The organism is Nostoc sp. CALU 1950, from assembly GCF_051172895.1.
In the GTDB taxonomy this organism is placed as follows: domain Bacteria; phylum Cyanobacteriota; class Cyanobacteriia; order Cyanobacteriales; family Nostocaceae; genus Nostoc; species Nostoc edaphicum_A.
Genome location: NZ_JBDNJQ010000037.1, coordinates 17,321 through 33,747, shown reverse-complemented (window position 1 = coordinate 33,747; position 16,427 = coordinate 17,321). Strand labels below are relative to the sequence as shown.

11 protein-coding genes are annotated in these 16,427 nt (G+C 39.4%); 5 read left to right on the top strand and 6 right to left on the bottom strand.

Annotated features, from left to right (window positions below; genetic code table 11):
* Positions 1 to 27: 27 nt before the first annotated feature.
* The gene (locus ABF638_RS12890; protein WP_435023083.1) at positions 28 to 3,903 is read right to left on the bottom strand and encodes an Eco57I restriction-modification methylase domain-containing protein; all 3,876 of its coding nucleotides are present in this window, start codon (positions 3,901 to 3,903) and stop codon (positions 28 to 30) included.
* A 65-nt stretch (positions 3,904 to 3,968) separates the two neighbouring features.
* Positions 3,969 to 6,839 carry a helicase-related protein gene (locus ABF638_RS12885; protein WP_435023082.1) on the bottom strand — a complete coding sequence of 957 codons (2,871 nt, stop codon included), beginning with the start codon at positions 6,837 to 6,839 and terminating at the stop codon, positions 3,969 to 3,971.
* A gap of 187 nt (positions 6,840 to 7,026) precedes the next feature.
* Between ABF638_RS12885 and ABF638_RS12880 the strand changes: the two genes are divergently transcribed.
* Positions 7,027 to 7,242: a hypothetical protein gene (locus tag ABF638_RS12880; RefSeq protein ID WP_435023081.1), complete on the top strand. Its 216-nt coding sequence runs from the start codon at positions 7,027 to 7,029 to the stop codon at positions 7,240 to 7,242.
* Between the two features lie 378 nt (positions 7,243 to 7,620).
* Here the strand turns inward: ABF638_RS12880 and ABF638_RS12875 are convergent, their stop codons facing one another.
* From ABF638_RS12875 to ABF638_RS12860, 4 genes are all read right to left on the bottom strand, one after another.
* Positions 7,621 to 9,906 (bottom strand): hypothetical protein, encoded by a 2,286-nt coding sequence (locus ABF638_RS12875; protein ID WP_435023080.1) that lies wholly within the window; start codon positions 9,904 to 9,906, stop codon positions 7,621 to 7,623.
* Positions 9,907 to 10,003: 97 nt separating this feature from the next.
* Positions 10,004 to 12,193, bottom strand: a complete 2,190-nt coding sequence (locus tag ABF638_RS12870; RefSeq protein WP_435023079.1) for an NERD domain-containing protein — start codon at positions 12,191 to 12,193, stop codon at positions 10,004 to 10,006.
* A gap of 157 nt (positions 12,194 to 12,350) precedes the next feature.
* Complete coding sequence (locus ABF638_RS12865; protein ID WP_435023078.1) at positions 12,351 to 12,479, bottom strand: hypothetical protein; 129 nt, start codon at positions 12,477 to 12,479, stop codon at positions 12,351 to 12,353.
* Between the two features lie 110 nt (positions 12,480 to 12,589).
* Positions 12,590 to 12,928: a hypothetical protein gene (locus tag ABF638_RS12860; RefSeq protein WP_435023077.1), complete on the bottom strand. Its 339-nt coding sequence runs from the start codon at positions 12,926 to 12,928 to the stop codon at positions 12,590 to 12,592.
* Between the two features lie 225 nt (positions 12,929 to 13,153).
* Between ABF638_RS12860 and ABF638_RS12855 the strand changes: the two genes are divergently transcribed.
* The 4 genes from ABF638_RS12855 (at position 13,154) to ABF638_RS12840 (ending at position 16,424) form a co-directional block, all read left to right on the top strand.
* The gene (locus ABF638_RS12855; protein ID WP_435023076.1) at positions 13,154 to 13,459 is read left to right on the top strand and encodes a helix-turn-helix transcriptional regulator; all 306 of its coding nucleotides are present in this window, start codon (positions 13,154 to 13,156) and stop codon (positions 13,457 to 13,459) included.
* A 426-nt stretch (positions 13,460 to 13,885) separates the two neighbouring features.
* The gene (locus ABF638_RS12850; protein WP_435023075.1) at positions 13,886 to 14,683 is read left to right on the top strand and encodes a hypothetical protein; all 798 of its coding nucleotides are present in this window, start codon (positions 13,886 to 13,888) and stop codon (positions 14,681 to 14,683) included.
* 119 nt (positions 14,684 to 14,802) lie between these two features.
* Positions 14,803 to 15,780 carry a DUF5895 domain-containing protein gene (locus ABF638_RS12845; protein ID WP_435023074.1) on the top strand — a complete coding sequence of 326 codons (978 nt, stop codon included), beginning with the start codon at positions 14,803 to 14,805 and terminating at the stop codon, positions 15,778 to 15,780.
* 362 nt (positions 15,781 to 16,142) lie between these two features.
* Positions 16,143 to 16,424 carry a hypothetical protein gene (locus ABF638_RS12840; protein WP_435023073.1) on the top strand — a complete coding sequence of 94 codons (282 nt, stop codon included), beginning with the start codon at positions 16,143 to 16,145 and terminating at the stop codon, positions 16,422 to 16,424.
* The last annotated feature ends 3 nt before the right edge of the window (positions 16,425 to 16,427 follow it).

Genomic DNA, 16,427 nt, shown 5'->3' with positions numbered 1-16,427 from the left:
TTATCCATTTTTTGAGAAAACCATAAATTATTCAAACATCCTATCCCATGCCTCTAAAACTAACCTTTGTGTGCGATATTCACCAAACTGCTTAATTTCATTATTCTTCAAAACGCGGAATGTTTCGCTGGGAAAGTCTGCGCCGTAGATATCAGCAGGGTCGAGAATATATCGCAGTTCATCACGGGTGAGTCCGTAGAGTTTGGCATAATATGCGTCTAATTCTGCTCTTAATAATGCACGTCTGTTAGGATTCCAAATGAAGGGTTCGCCGTCGTATCCCATATCTTTAGCGAAGGGTTGTATATCCCAGGCGGTGTAGACTAATTCGAGTACGCGATCGCTAATAAATTTGATATCTTCTGGGGTGTATAATTCTGGGGGGAGGATGGGGAGTTGTTTAAGTATAAACTGATTTAAGTTTGGATTTTGCGCTTTAACTCTTATTAGATAATCGACAATACAAGTATTTAAGTTAGCTAAATAAACACTAATTTTAGCTATATCTTTAGATATGTTATGAATCAAGGCTGAGTTTCCTATACCGCTTATAGGAACTATAGAACATATAAATCTTTTTTCATTATTGAGGTCTGCAATCGCTCTTTGAACAATGATCCAATTCTTATTCCACTTGTTATCTAACCGTTTTTTAACCTCAGTACGACTTACCCAGTAGTGAGGTTGAATTGAAAAAGATAATTCAGATTTTTCTAAATCTGTCAAATCACGAGTATCGCCATTATCTGTATAAGTGGCCCAACGGTGAGTAAACTGATGAAACATCTTCGCTTCGTAAAGTGGAACTAAATCATTACCCGCCTCATTTTTAAATAAACCACTATCATTTGACATATGAAACATTGTCATAAACGAAATACCCCAAGGATTTATACCTGTTTTTTCATTCTCTAAAACAGGCAGACGCTGATAAATTTTTTTAGTTAATTCAGCATCTTGGCTAGTCCTAAAAACTGGACAAGTTAGTGTATTAGGATTAATTAATGCAATATCTTGAGGTGAAAGCTGGAATAGACGCGTTTGATTGTCTAATTGTCGAGGTTGAGTTAAAAAGAAGGTAAAATTACCACGTTTAATTGGTTTACCGCTCATAGCCAATAGAGAAAATTTATAACTTCGGTGTACATCAGCAAATATTGCTTCTCTATTTTCAAAATCATACAGACTTGCTAAAGCTTCTTTCTGCGTCAAATCTCCAAAAAACTTTTTACAAGTGTCATCAGTTGCAATTCCGGTAGGAACAATTACCCCAACTCTTCCATCAGATGAAATCAACTTTCTCGTAGTCTCAGCAAAAATAGAATAAGTATTGATATCACCCACCGCAGTTAAAGGAAATCTACCCGACTCCCGAATAAACTTACTCTGCGCCTCAGCATCATGTTTCGCATCTTCAAAGGCTTGTGCTAACTCAGGATTTTTCGTAGGTAATTCCTTAATCAATTTCTCCCTGGCTGCCTTATTTATCGCGTTAGCAATTTCCGCACTTTGAGAAGCAAAAAATTCTTTCTCTTGTAGCTTAATTCGTTCCCAAGGCGGGTTACTCAAAACACAATCAAATCCTTTTTTATCTCCTCCCTTGGGAAAAACTTCGGGAAACTCCAAACACCAGTGGAAAAAGTACTTTTCTTGCGCTAACTTCTTTGCAGCTTCTACTACTGCTTCAGTAATTTTATTTCCCTGCAATAGCTGACTTAACACTGTAGTCGTCGGTAACACTTGCAGATTTTTTTCCGTAAACGGCATAAAAAAGGCTGCTGTCCACAAATTACATGCATCTCTATCCCATCGCCAACGAGAGATACTGAGATTTTTATAATATCTAGCTTGCTTGGTTCTGACATCAACAGTAGTTTTTTCGCCAAACTCCCCTAACTTTCGCCATTCTTCCGCATACTGGTGTCTTTCTTCCTGAATCTCCCCATGTAAAGCTAACTCTAACTGCCTTTGTTTAGGTTTGATATGTTTACAATGTTCTTGATTAATCTTCTTCCGTTGGCTAGCAATTTTCTTATCATCTCCAATCACAGGCTTAAATGCTCCGTCAGGGATTCCCACATCTAAATAATCCAGATCCAAAATCCCAACTAAGGAGTTACCACATTTAATTCTATGATCTAAAAAGTTAAGTGGTAACTTGCCAGGAAATCCTTCAATCCATAATACTACCTTGCATAAATCCACTGCTAATGGATTTAAATCTACACCGTAAATACAATTTTGAATAATATCTCGAATTGCTGACTTTAAAGGCTGACTTCCGGGTTCGGCTTCACCAGTACGGATTTTGGCTAACTCTTTACCAATATTTCTTGCTGCTGCTAAAAGAAAATTTCCAAAACCACAGGCAGGATCACAAACTTTTAAACTTAGCAATGCTTGTTCTTTGTTACGCTTCAGTAACTCAATATTTTCTGATGCTAAACCATAACTATGAAAGCTATTCAATTTTTCTTCAATTACTGGTATAAGTGTAGTTTTAATAAGCTGTTGTACAAGTTCCTGGGGAGTATAGTAAGAACCAGTAGTTTTTCTTTCACTACCAGGTACTAAAGCAAACTCATATCTTCCTTGACGTTGGATTACTTGCGGATGAAAATCTAACAAACTTTCATAAACACTCCCGAATTCTTCCACATCCAAGTATTCATAATTCACCCGCCGGAGTTGTACGTTATCTTGATACAGCGACAATTGGCGAATCGCTATAAGTAAATCATAATTATCAATCGCACAATCATCTAAAGCTGAGAGAGTTTTAGAACCAAATAAATCTCCATTGAGAGGAGACAAACCCAAAACTTCTCCCCGCCAGTTTTCATCAAATAGTAAGAAAGTTATCCATAAACCCTGCCATAAATCTTGAAAACCCTCTCGTCGCCAATGTGGACGTTCAGCTAACTCTCGTAATCGCTCAATACTGTAATATTCTCGGTAGATTCGTGCTTTCTCTAAATCATCCCCAATTAATAATAAATTGCGGGATTCTGCCACCATCAAAAACAGTAAACGATAAATCAACCGCAACAATTGACGGTAATAATCAATATCCTTCAAACTGCCATTTGCAAACTTCTGCCGTAAATATTCATTTGCAGGATGTTGTAGAAAACCATTTCCTAACAAATCTAATGCTTTTTCTACCCCATCCCGTAAGCGATCGCGCACTCGTCCACCCTGTTGCCTCGCTTCTTGGTGGTAATATTCCAACAAACACTTATCCGCATCATCCATACCTTCAGGCAATCGGGAACGGTGAAAGAGTCGATAAAATAGCCCAAACTCAGCAAAGTTCTCACCACTGAGAATCTGCTCTAAGTCAAATTCGATATATGTAAGCCGAGTCATCAACGAAGAGTCACGCAGTAACCGCCAGCGATAACCATTGGTTGCGATCGCCCACAGATGCTCTGTCTTGTTAAGATACTCCTGCACCAGTGCGTGTGCTGATAACCTGGGTGTGCCACTGGGAGGACGTTTATCGATTTCTAGCCGACAACCAATAATGTGGATAGGTGGCTTATTTTTTCCTGCTTCTGCACGATGGGAAATCGCATAAGTTTTGTCCTCTACGACTTCGGCTGTTGCGGTATATAGAGGTTCATAACCTAAACTTTGCAGTAATGGCACTGTCCAAAGTTCACGGGTAATTGTAGTAGCCGAGTTATTCTCATCGAGCCTTGCCAATGCCCGTTGAAATGCTGCCCAGTATGCTTTAGCATCGCCCCAGGCAGTAGCAATTTCATCTGCTAGCTTGTCAGTTTTATTAAAACCAAAGTCTTCTGGCAATTGTCCTTTGATTTTGCCTTCTAGCATTTGGGCAGTCATATCTGGAGCTAGTAAATTTCCTTCGATTTGAAGCGCAGTTAATGTAGTTTTCATATCTGGAGAATTAAAAATAAAAAATTAATGGCTGACAGCAGCGCAGTTGCAGAACAACCAGCCTTTTACTTACATCCGGGTTGGAGGATGAAAATGCCGAGAACATCCATCGGCAATTGGGGGGTGACGCGAATTCGACCTTCTTGGGTCATTGTTCTGACGCGTCTATGGCTTTGTAAAAGTTCTTCTGCTCTTTCTCTGGCAAACTTTTCCAAATCTGGCTGGAGTTCTTCTAACCTTTGGAGTAACTCACCAATTTCTATCTGCTTCATAGCTTTAGTAACATCGCTGACTGGCTTGGCTTGTTGCAGTAGTGATGTTGCTTCCAACTGCGTCAACCAGCTAGGGCTAGAGGGCGAACCTGTAAAGCCAATAACCGCGCATTCTTCCGCTAGTAGAGATGTGGTATTTCGCGTTTCTGTAGTACGTTTAGAACTGTCTAACAAATGCCGTAACCTTACCAGCAGAAAAGTTGTGCGCTTTTGTACCGCATTAGTTGTAGTAAAGCCGCATCGTGCTGCGATCGGTTCATTTGTATGGGAAAGTGCATCTTCTAGGATGTACCGTGCCAAGCCTTCTACTAAAGGGTGATTTCGTCCTACGTATTCCACGCCCTCTGGTGTTGGGGTGGTAAAAGAGAGTAAACGCGACTTATCCCCTAACGTTGACTTGAGAAAATCCGGTGGTTGGGAAAGTAACCACACTTCGGCTTCGCTCAGTGACCTTCCCTGCTTTTTCTTAATTAAAGAACAAGATATGCGATCGCAGGCCGACAAGACAAACCGCTCTACATCCTGTTCATTCCCTAAAATCTGGTCAGAGTCAATTAATTCCTGTTCTACTTGCTCAGGCTTAATGGCACGTTGAGCAAAGCGAGTCCGATTGGTTTTTTCACGTTCTACTGCCTTGTCCCAATTCTTATGAACTTTATCAACCGCAGATTCTTCTTGAAAATCAAACAGCGATAATTGAATAACCTCAGTAGTACGTTCAAAAAGGGATTTAAATACTGCTTCTGCTACAGTTGTGCTTTCCATTGGTACGGGAACAGTAATTCCTAAAGACTTGTGAATCTGCACAGCTTTCCGAATCAGAACATCCAGAACTGCACCATCAACAGGATTATCTCGACCATAAAGCAAGCAGGTTTTCACCTTAGTTGCTGTTTGTCCGTAGCGGTCAATACGTCCTTCGCGTTGTTCTAACCGATTAGGATTCCAGGGTAAATCGTAGTGAATTACTGCACTGAAGTGCGTTTGCAGGTTTACCCCTTCACTCAAACAGTCCGTAGCAACTAGCACTCGTTGGGGATAAGATTTTAACTCTTCTAGTCGAGTTTCCCGCTCATCTTCAGAAAGTTCTCCAGTAATCGCAATTACGCGGATCTGACTACCTTTCTTTTCTAATTTCTGCCTGAGAGCATCAGCTACATAGTTTGCTGTAGCAATATAGCGACACCAGACAATCGGGTTCATCTCGTCTTTGAGGAAAGATTCTACCGTAGCAATGCATGATTGCAGCTTTTGGTCTTTGCCACCTTGCAACTTCTCTGCTGCTTGCACAAAAGCTTTAAGTTTACGTTTGTCTGCGTCTTTGTAACTCTGCTGTCCCTGTTCTATGACCAAAGTTGGCGAAGCATCAACCGCTTGTTCTTGCTCTGTGGGATCATGAACATAAGAACTCATCAAATCCTCGTCTAAATCAGCCAGTAAGCGATCGCCTGATTTACTAACTTGGCGATTTAATGTAGCGATCGCAGCAGCAGGCGAAGACATAACACAGCGAATCAAAGCCAAAGCTGACCAGTATCTTCCCCGACGTTGAGCATGGCTCATGTCCGCCGTAGTCGTTTTCACTAGGCCACGGGCAAAATTATAGACTTCATCAAATAATTCTTTGTACTCTTTCGATAACTTATATGATTCCTCGCTTGACTCTCGTTCAGGAAAAGGAGTTTCATTCCCTAGCCAAAGCTTGACATCTGCTCGCCTGCGCTGAACGAAATGACTGGCTAAGTGGTCACGTTGTTTGTCAGTTAAGCTATTGAGATTGAAATGCTCAAACTCTGGCTTCAGCAAACCTAAAAGTGAGAGAAAAGATTCTTCAATCCCACTGTGAGGAGTAGCTGTAAGTAACAGTAAATGCTGTTCTTGTTTTTGGGCAATTTCTGTAATCAGATGGTGTCGCTGTTGCTGGGATGTAGTAGTTTTATTTGGACGGGCGCAAGTATGTGCTTCATCCACAATTACTAAGTCAGGGCAGTGAGTTATAAAGCTGGCGCGACGACGATCTGCCTTGGCATAGTCCAAGCTAACAATCAGGTGACGATAATAACTAAAAACACTGTCATTATTAGGTATGTTTCGCTCTAATTTGGAAGCTGTGCCAGAACGTACTACCACCGCATCAATATGAAACTTTTCACTTAATTCCTGCTGCCACTGATCGCATAAGTGTGGTGGACACAGTACTGCAATTCGCTTAACTTCACCTCGGTCTAGCAATTCACGAGCTATTAACCCAGCTTCGATGGTCTTACCAATACCCACGTCATCAGCTACAAGCAGTTTTACCGTCTCTAACTTTAGTGCCATCAATAAAGGAACTAACTGGTAAGGACGGGGACGCAATGACAATCGTCCTAAACAACGAAAAGGCCCTGCACCGCTACGGAGTAAAAGACGTGCAGCATCCATAAGCAAAAGTGCGGCTGCATGGTCTTGTACGCTAGTAGCTTGAGGTAGAGGAAATGTAGCTGATTCAATCTTCTCTAGCTCTTCTTCTAAAAGCTTTTGATAAATTCCAGCTATTTCATCTTCATTGCCAGAAAGCGGTCGTAGACGAATAACATCTTGATTTTCTGAAGGTAGTATCACCCATTGCCGACTGCGACAGGTGACTATTGAACCAGGTGAATGGTTCATAGTTTGTGCCATTGTTAGCCTATATTAATTTTGAAAATTTGGCAGCAGATTAATTAGTAAAGATAGTAGTAATTACTGAATTAATACCTCTGAGCAAGCAAGTTGATGCTCACAAGTCTTTTCTGTTTTAAAGTAAGCTTAAGTACAATGTAAGTAGTAAGATTACTTAATTCAGTCATTTTTTATAAAATTTCTGCTTTTGACCAAGCGTAACCGCCCGCCGACGGCGATCGCAGAGATTATTGAACCTCCCAAGATTATCACTAGTCCGCCTGAAATTGGCTACTGGATTGATACCAGCCGTATTGGTGTTAAGCCTTGTGCAAAGATTCGGTTTACCAGCAAGTTGTTAGAAAAGCCTCTGCTACGGGAAAACTTAAAATCCGTAACAGGTGATGCTGATGGATTGTTTTAATATTGCGGTCTTTCAATGAAACTGTTGGTGTCGCGTGAGGGGTGGTGGTGGGCGGTAGGGGAGCGATCGCCTAAATCGAGTGTCTTTTAGTACTCTTGAAGAAGCAGTACAGAAATTTTGAGAATTATTAGAGAAACTGAACTGGGTTAGTTGAAAAATTTAAAGATAAATAGCTAAATGTTCTATATTAAAAATATAGGATTTAGTATTTGAATATAACTAAAAGTAGCTACAGAAAGTTATTATATTTTAGTACATTCACTAAAATATAATAAACAAAATGAATAAACAATAGCTTACTCTCCAGCTAAACATTGCTTCATTTTCTCCGAAATGATATATGTTTTAAGTCTACTCACAAATAAACATAATTTAGTTTTATTTGCTAAATTTTAGCATCCCAATCTGCCTAAATAAAGGTGATATAGTTGAATCATTAAGCGTATGACCATGTTCTAAGCTCTTAAGGATACTACAATCAGTACTTTTTTTATAAGAATCTAAATAAAAAGTTTCCCAAGTTCCGTATTTAGGATACTCTCTGCGGTTCAATAGTGGTCGCAACAAATGCAATCTTCCATCTCTGTCAACTAAATATAAACTTTGCGCTTCGATTTCAGGCTCATCTGTTTCAGCCATATTAACTGAAACAAGGGGGTGATCTCCCATCAGATCCCTATAAGAATAAATAGTAATTTTTTTGAAAGAATCCCTCTTAGTAGTTTCTATGTAGCGAAGAGGATATTCTGATAAAAATTCTAGGTTTTCTAGTAAGGTTATAACGTAGGATAAACAATTTTTATATGTTTCTTCAATTACTGAAGATGTTTTAGGCCCTCGACCATGAGCTTGATCGTTGCGATAACGATTTATCTGATTAAGTGTATCATTAACATGAGGCTGATTTAAGAAACTTAGAACTTCATAAAAAGGTATATGACCAGGAAGTTTGCGAAATTGTTTAGAATTACAAATTTCTTTAATAATTGTAATCCAATCTCCTAAGTTTGTTCCTCGCTCTAAATCAGATATTCGTTGAGCCATTTCTTGAATATATCTAATCTCTGCATTAAAACTTTTAGCTAAGAGAATACATACTTGAGCTAGATAACAAATAGCAACTTCGGCACATTCCAATACTTGAATGTATCCTTCAAGATTTGGATGTGAAGATTCCACTGTTCTCCAACGATAGGCAATTGGATGAGGAAATCGAGTTCGGATACGATGCTTGAGATCATCAACTAGCTTGGCTGCTTCTTCTCGTTGTCTTGCTTGCCTTCCAACAGTTAATAAATGTAATCGTGTATCTTGAGCCGATGCGAATTTGAAGATTTGGTTTCTTGCTTGTTCTGCCTCTGTTTTCCATTTTTCAAATTGCTTAACAGCTTCATTCAAACTTTGAATAGCTATGCTTAAGTCTTTGTCAGGAAGTGGTATTGGTAATTCTTTTAAAATATTGGGCTTTATATCAAATCCTATTCCTTGGGCATCTAACCACGCAATAGCTAAATCTGAACGCAAGTAAGCTAATAATAACTCTCGCTCTTCAGTTGTAACAAATAATTTCGGTCTAAGAATAATAACAGTATGCGAAGCAGTTAGAGGTAACATTTCTTCTATAATTTCAGCAACTGGTAAAGGTTCATTACACCTTGCGAAATTTATAATACGCCTGAGACAAATATCACCAGCTTCTAAAGCTATTTTTAGTGGAACTTTAGCTTTATAACGTGGTTCATCATAAACAAGGCTTCCATTTTGAAGAATATCTCTACCTTCAATAACTGGTATTGCATAATTAGAATCTCCTTTAAGGAGTTGTGCAGCATCATTAACAATGTTTAGCCCCCTAAATAAGTCACAAAGTTCACCTAAAGGACGAACTCGACCTAATTTAGCTAAATCTTCTAAACGCTTACGAAGTTCAGGATGATATTTGTTATGTAGTAATATAGCTCCAGGCGGTAAATTTTCTCTTAAGACATAACCATAGCTATTTTTTGTTTTTCCACCTTCTTGCTGACACAGCCGTTGAAAGTCAGAGATAATTTCTGATTTTTGATTTTCGTCACTAACTTCAGAATATTTAAAAAATTTTAGAGGAATTTGTTTTTGTTGCCCTATCTCTAATATTAAAGTAGACATTCTGAAAAAATTATCAATATTAAAACTTAGTAGTTGACAGGAATGGTCATGTGTTATAAAAAAACGGGGGGAGTTTTGGCTAAATAAGTTTTCTCTGAAATTTCCTCCCCTCTGATTGGCAAAGAAAGCAAGTGGTAGAAGTGCGCCGACTAATGAACCAGATGGAAGATTTTCTATAGCTAATTTCAGGGCAATTTCTTCAAGATTTAGCCTGGGAAACTCTGTGCGAATATCTTCTGATAAATAACGGTGTAAGCCAAATGGAGGTATGATGAATAAATGAGAAGGACAAGCCTGAGATAAAATACTTATAAGTGCGTTGAGAAAACCTTCTCCATTTGGAAGGATTTGCACTTTACATTTTTCAGGAAAGATATTTTTTGCAATAAAATAACTTCCCGTAGTCTGATTTTGTGGTTGAGTGTCCAACTCAGAATCTGGTATTAAAACTAACCCTTCAGTACTATTCTGAGAAAACAGAGACATCTCTAGTATTATTTTAAACAAATCAACCATATAATTTTTAAATTATCAAGTATTTACTAGTTAGTATTCCCAAATGCAATATATATCACATCTTAAACTTGTACAAGTTTTACGAAATTTAAGCTTTTTAACCTTGTTCGCTAACGTCTAATTTGGGTCGTTGAAAAGTAAAGTTAATTGTATTTTTACTTTCAATTACTTCACGGATCTCGTCATACATGGCGTAGTTGCCAATTCCACTAAGATAAGCCCAGCCTCGTGTTCTAGTTAAAGCTACAAATAGCTGGTTCCGAAGTGCAATACTACTTTCATTCCTTGCTATATTGTCTAATCCCAAGATATAGACTATGTTTGCCTCATGCCCTTTGGCTCGATGAATGCGAGATACTGTAATACCGCCTTCATTCCAAAATTTATTAGGGAAACTAGCACTATTCTTTAAAAAGGTATTATTCTTTGGTGCTGTAGGAAGATAAAAATCAATTCCGCAATTTTTTAAATAAGTTGCAGTTTTATCTTGTAGTTGAATATCTCCCAGAACAATCACTAAAATATTCTGGCTAGGTTTCAACTTTTCATCAAATATATTGTTTTTAATTCTTGCTACTAACTGTTCTAGTTCAGTGTGACGAGAATTGTAAGTATTAAACTCTAATACTTCTCCATCCCAAAGCGTATGTACTGGATTCGGCGAATTTTCAACTGGCCTATGTAACGTAATTATTGAGCCTAGTCTTCTAAAATCTCCTGTAACCTCGTACCCGATTCTCAACCAATCTTTTTGATTCGTGAATCCAGTTAATAATCCTTTTGGTCGTAGCAAGCCCATTCCAATTGCGTGAGCAGCCATAAGAATAGAACCAGGGCATCGATAAGAACGGCGAATAATATGTGCCTTTCTGATACGACCTTCATAGAATGCGCCGCCTTTACCCCCAATTAACTGACTTAATTCTGTTCCCAACACTTCTTTGGAAGTTGGAATTACTAAACTATTAAGGCTTTGCGCTTCATCATAAGCCCAAATTAACCGTCTTTGTTCGGGCAGGTTAGAGTCAACAGGTCGTAAGGCTTGGTAAGTCATCCAATAGAATGGCTGTTTATCTTCAAATTTAAGCTTATCATCAACAATCAAGTCTTGCCCTTCATCAATTAAGATGGCATCAAATATCGGAGTAATGCTTTTAGTTTGAAGTAAATTCTTACAAGCTAAAGCCAGTGCTTCGTTAGGTAATTGGTTTGGAAAATGGTTAGCATTTAAAGGCTGAACACCAAATTTCCTACAAATAGTGCTGTAAAGTCCTGGTTGATTTACCGATCCCCAAGCATGTAAAACTCGCAGTTTAGAATTTTGGGAATTGTAACAAAATTCTCCACCGCTAAAGTAACGCAACCATTGATCTATTAACTCAAGTATTAAGCTGTAAAGGCTACGGGTAAAGAATACTAGCGCAATATCCATATCTGGATTTCGCCAGTGCATCCGGGCTGCTTTTTGGCAAAGTAAGATAGTTTTACCGGAACCAGCCATGCCACGAATTCTCTGCGGGCCTGGAGGAGATTGCATTCCTATTTCCAGTTGCTGCCAATCTATATCACTAATCCAATCCTGTAGTTTAGTAATAACTTGAGCGCGAGGAGATTGTGAGATAATATTTAAATGCTTGTTATTTCCATTCTCTATTGATTTCTTAGGAGTGCCAATCACTTTCAGCAATTGTTTCCACTGTTGGTCATTTAAAGTTGGAGAACCTGATTGAATTATGGTGGCATTATTTTGGATGTGTTTGACTAAATTGTGTTTCTCTAAATCTTCTTTAAAAAGAATTGGCGGACAAGTATGATGTGATTCATCAAATCCTTTCTTATTCCATTCATTTTTGGTAATCATCGGTAGAGCAACTAAGACTCTTCCACGTACCTTATTTGTAAGCATCGATTCTTTATTGCAGTTCTCTAATAAAGCATAAAGTTGCTTTTCTGCCTGGTGGTAAGGGTAAATGTAATCTTTGTAGAATCCAGGAACCATCTTCCATCTAGTAGCTTCAACCTCATCAATTTTGACAATTGTGAAAGATTTAACTTCAATAATAATAAGTCCTAAATCCTTGCTAACAATCAAAATGTCTGCTTCTCGCCTGATTTGTTGTTGGTGAGAGAAAGTGCGATAGCTCCAAAATGCAATGCCTTCTCCATCTGTGAAATTCTCACGAACCTTTTGCCAAACGAATTGTTCTCCAGCTTCTCCGTTTATCCCCAAAGGTTCTGTTTCAATAAATTTCCATTCTGAAATCCTGTTTTCTATAGATGTAACCATATTCTTTTTTATTCATAGTCCTTTTATTTAGAATTCCCAATAGTAAAGTATTTCTAAAGGTCATGAGCAAATTTGAGCTTTTTTAGCCATTCTAAAAACACTTTTGTCTAAATATTCCTCACTGCACTTGACTTTTCAAGATTTAGAACGGGCAGAACTACACTTTTACTCTTACTCCTGTACCGGAAACTGCCTCATAATCTTTTGCAATTCCACCGCCTTTCCATCCGGCGTATACACAACCCCACCAGACATCGCCAGCACGATTCTCTGCCTTCGCGCCCATTCAAACCAAGCACTGATATCGGCAGTGACAGTATTTTTGCTCTCAGATATGAACGGCACTAAAAAAAGCTCTAAGCTATGTGGAATAGGGACTACAGCTTTAAAAGCTATTTAAAAGTGTTGGGATGGCTCAGGCGATTGTCTTTGATGCAGTTTCATGGAAGCGATCGCAGTCTTGAGTTCATCAGCAGCCGACTTGAGCAAGGGATTAACTCTGGTGGTAGCGTTAACGGCTAACTGCGCGGTGAGGGACTTCTCTAATCCTGCAAATTCGCCCAATAGTAAGGCTAACTGTGCAGCTTCATAGGCTATGATGGCTGCTTTGGGTTGATCAGGCGGACGGGTTTCTGCTTCTCGTGTTTTAACAGCCCGGTCGATAGCATCTGCAAAACGTTCCCACTTTTTATAGCCCAGTAGCCCAGTAGTTACATTAACTCTCTTGTTAGCCAATATTCTTCTCCTTGGTTAGCAACATGACGAATACCGTCAAAAGGAGTACTGTTGTTTGACCCGTTAAAATTCAAGAAGTTAGACATAACTATCCCTTTTGTAATGGTGTAGTTAAGGCGATCGCGTGCTTGACGGTTGGCGATCGCTTTTTGCTTTAACCCAAACTAGTGAGAATATAACAGTTATATTATGATAAAGTCAAGTGAGACTTGCCAAGAACTCATTATGGTAGAATTAGACGTTATTGCCAGCATTAATTGGAATGCAGCTTATGGAGAACGCTTAAGAGAAATGCGTGGCAAAGTCTCCATGCAACAATTAGCCGATGAAGTCACTCAAAAATTTAACTATCCAGTGACAAAGCAATATATAGCTATGATAGAACGTCCTTTTGGAGATAAAGCCTCAAAGACTGTCTCCTTCCAACTGCTTCGATATATATGTAATATTCTGGGTGAAGATGTGCAAGACATTTTTGGTTCACCTAAAATCATCCAAAAATCATCCCCTATCAAGACAAGTGACCCTTGACAAAATGACAAGTCATACTTTACTATAGATTATATAAGGGAGGAAACGAGTGGTTGCCTCCCAGCTAAATATAGAATCGCTCACCACAAACCCAGATTTGATCAACACAAAACATAGATTTGAGAAACAAGAACCTCCCGTCGTATAGCACAAGGTACGCCAGGTAAAGTCGGCTGGGGGAGATACTCAAAATCACTCAATAAATCCACTCATCCTGCAATTAGGGCAACCACTCAATACCTTCTCTAGAGCCTTGTGCTGTGAATTCTTGCTAGAAAATAACTGAAATTCAGAAACATGAGGCTACGCCAAAGCAATTTGAGAGCGTTGCGGTAAACCACAACGTTGTTTACGCAAAACAAAAGGCGATCGCAGACTTTGCACGGTGAGCAATCGCCTTTTTACCCATTTAAGAGGTATTTTCTAATGATTACACAGACTTCAACCCCTACGCCAACAAAAGATCCGCTAACCACACGCGATCGCGAAATCATTGCAACCATCGTCAATCAGTCGGACTACTCAAAAGAGTGCAAGCCCGAAGATGTGGTCACTATCTGGATAAACTCGGATGATATCGTCTGGGTAAAAATGATCCACGGCTATGCTCGATACCACAAAGAGTGTTTCAAACGTGCAGTAGCAGAGGTAAAAGCGAGTCTTTCTGCTCCAGTAGAGCGCAATCACCAGGAAGATGAGGAATTAAAACAAGCTGCTGAGAAAATAGGCTTGTTAGGTGATTGTGATTGGCTATTGTTGAGCGTCCAATACCATTCTGATAAAGTAATCGGTCACGCTGGTTGTTATATTTCCCACAAGGCTCGAATATTAACCCCACCGGCTGAATGGGATTTTACACTGCCGAAGTGGAATATGCCTGCTGCTATCTGCCCAGATTGTGATGGTCACGGCTGCGGAAACTGCTCCTATCGCGGCACTCGTGCAGAAGACTTGTGTATGCCAGTAGACGGCTATCGACTAACTTATGTTGGCAAGACTGACCTCCAGACGGCTTACAATGTATATCTAGATAGTGAGTTCTTGGGCATACTCTTCAAGGTCAGAAACGGTGATGAAGTCTGGGAAAATGACCCTAAAACTTACTATTGGCGGTGTGGCGATGGAGTCCAGTATTGGAGCGTCAGAGAGGCTGTAGAGGTTCTATCCAGGGCAACTGCTCCGATTGAACTGCCGCAAGTTCGTCGGGAGTTGGTAGCGGCGTAAGTGAAATGGTGGAAGAGAATTCTCTTCCACCACTGTTTTAAAATCAGTGCCATTCGCCACCCAGGATTAAAGCTTCGCTTATTTTTGGCGAAAAATAATATTAAAAAAAGGCAGCTACTATGACAGCTTTTGACTTTGATTCTGCTGAACATAAGGCATACGAAAAGACCCCAGCAGCCAAAAGTATTCCTTCACCCGCAGGCATTTGGATTGCTTACGAAAATCAACAATTAGCAGGATGGTACGAAAATAAAGAACTAGAAGGTGGGAAAGAGTATAAAGTTCTTACTAACAAGCTGGACGAAAACGACGAAAAGATAGGCATTCCTGGCGCTCTCTATAGACAACCACGAATACTTGTGATTGGGCGATCGCCTCTGCTATACGGAAACGATAGAAAGGTGATTGGAGTTTGGCGTAGCAGTGATGGTTTGGACAAGAACGCCTACAAATTCGGTAGGCGGTATATGGTGATTTTCGTCGATTCTCAAAATCAACCTCTTCATATTGCACCAGTACAAATAACTGCTTGGGGAGTATTTCAAGTGTCATTTGATCAACAACTAATGGCATTCCGTGAAACCTGCGAACAAGCTTATGCAAGTTTTCAAGGCAAACATCACCAACCGAAGAATTTACTTTGGCATTCAATGTGGGTATTTTGTCCCATATTGAAAACAGAGAAACGTGAGAAAGGGGGGCAAACTTCCAACGCCTGTGTATGTACCGGATACGAAAAGCCCACTGTGCCCGACTGGGAAAGTTATTGTATTGGCAAGAAACCAATAGCTCAAGAAATTGCCCTTGTGCATAATTCCATCTGCGATTGGTGGAAAAAAGGATTGCCTAACAATAACTTACCAAAGCATACGTCTCATGCACTAGATCGCAATCAATTGATGATGGAGTCGCAACGATTGATTGAAGCTTTAGGTTGGAAAGAGGAAAAGGGCAAACAGTTTCTCATGGACAACTATGGAAAAAAAGGAAGGCAGTTACTAACTAACGAAGAATTTGCTAACTTCGTCAACAAATTGCAGTCTATGCAAGCAAATTATGATGATGAAGTTGGTTACTGGGAAGATGTGCCTTCTTAATAGCCAAATACTTGTTGAGGTGATTGCAGCAATTGCGTTCATCTTTATGCTTCCCTATTTACCTTCAAGTAGGGAAGCATATTTAACGAACAGAATTCAGGAGTCAGGAGCCAGAATTCAGAATTGAATTCTGTGCGAGTGGTGGGTCTGAATCCCCCACTCATTCATTCTGACTCCTGGATTCAGAATAGCTGAATTCTTCTTCAATCAGTTCTCAAGTCTTGTCTACAGCTAATGAAGAAGGGGAAAGGGGGAAAGAGGAAAGGTTAAACCTTACTATTCTACAGATGGTTTAATTCATGAATCCCTTTAACCCTCCTCCCCTCTTTTTGCTGTGTATTTACTATTACCAATAGCAACAAATGACTACAACAATCGTTTCCCCTAACCTCGAAAACTTACAGCAGTTTTCTGACTCGTTCGACATTGAGAAACTATTGCAATCTAAGGGAATTCTGCCGTGGCTTCTAGCAAATGGCTGGAACTACGATGATGAATCTTGTTTGATTGCCAATATTATCGATGAGTCAACAAGTCTTGATGAAGTTTTGAACTCTGAAGAGTTTGATTTTAATGCTCTGTCAGATGAATCAAAGGAAAAATTGAATCAGATTATGCGTGAAAAACTCTCCAGTCAGATTTAATCA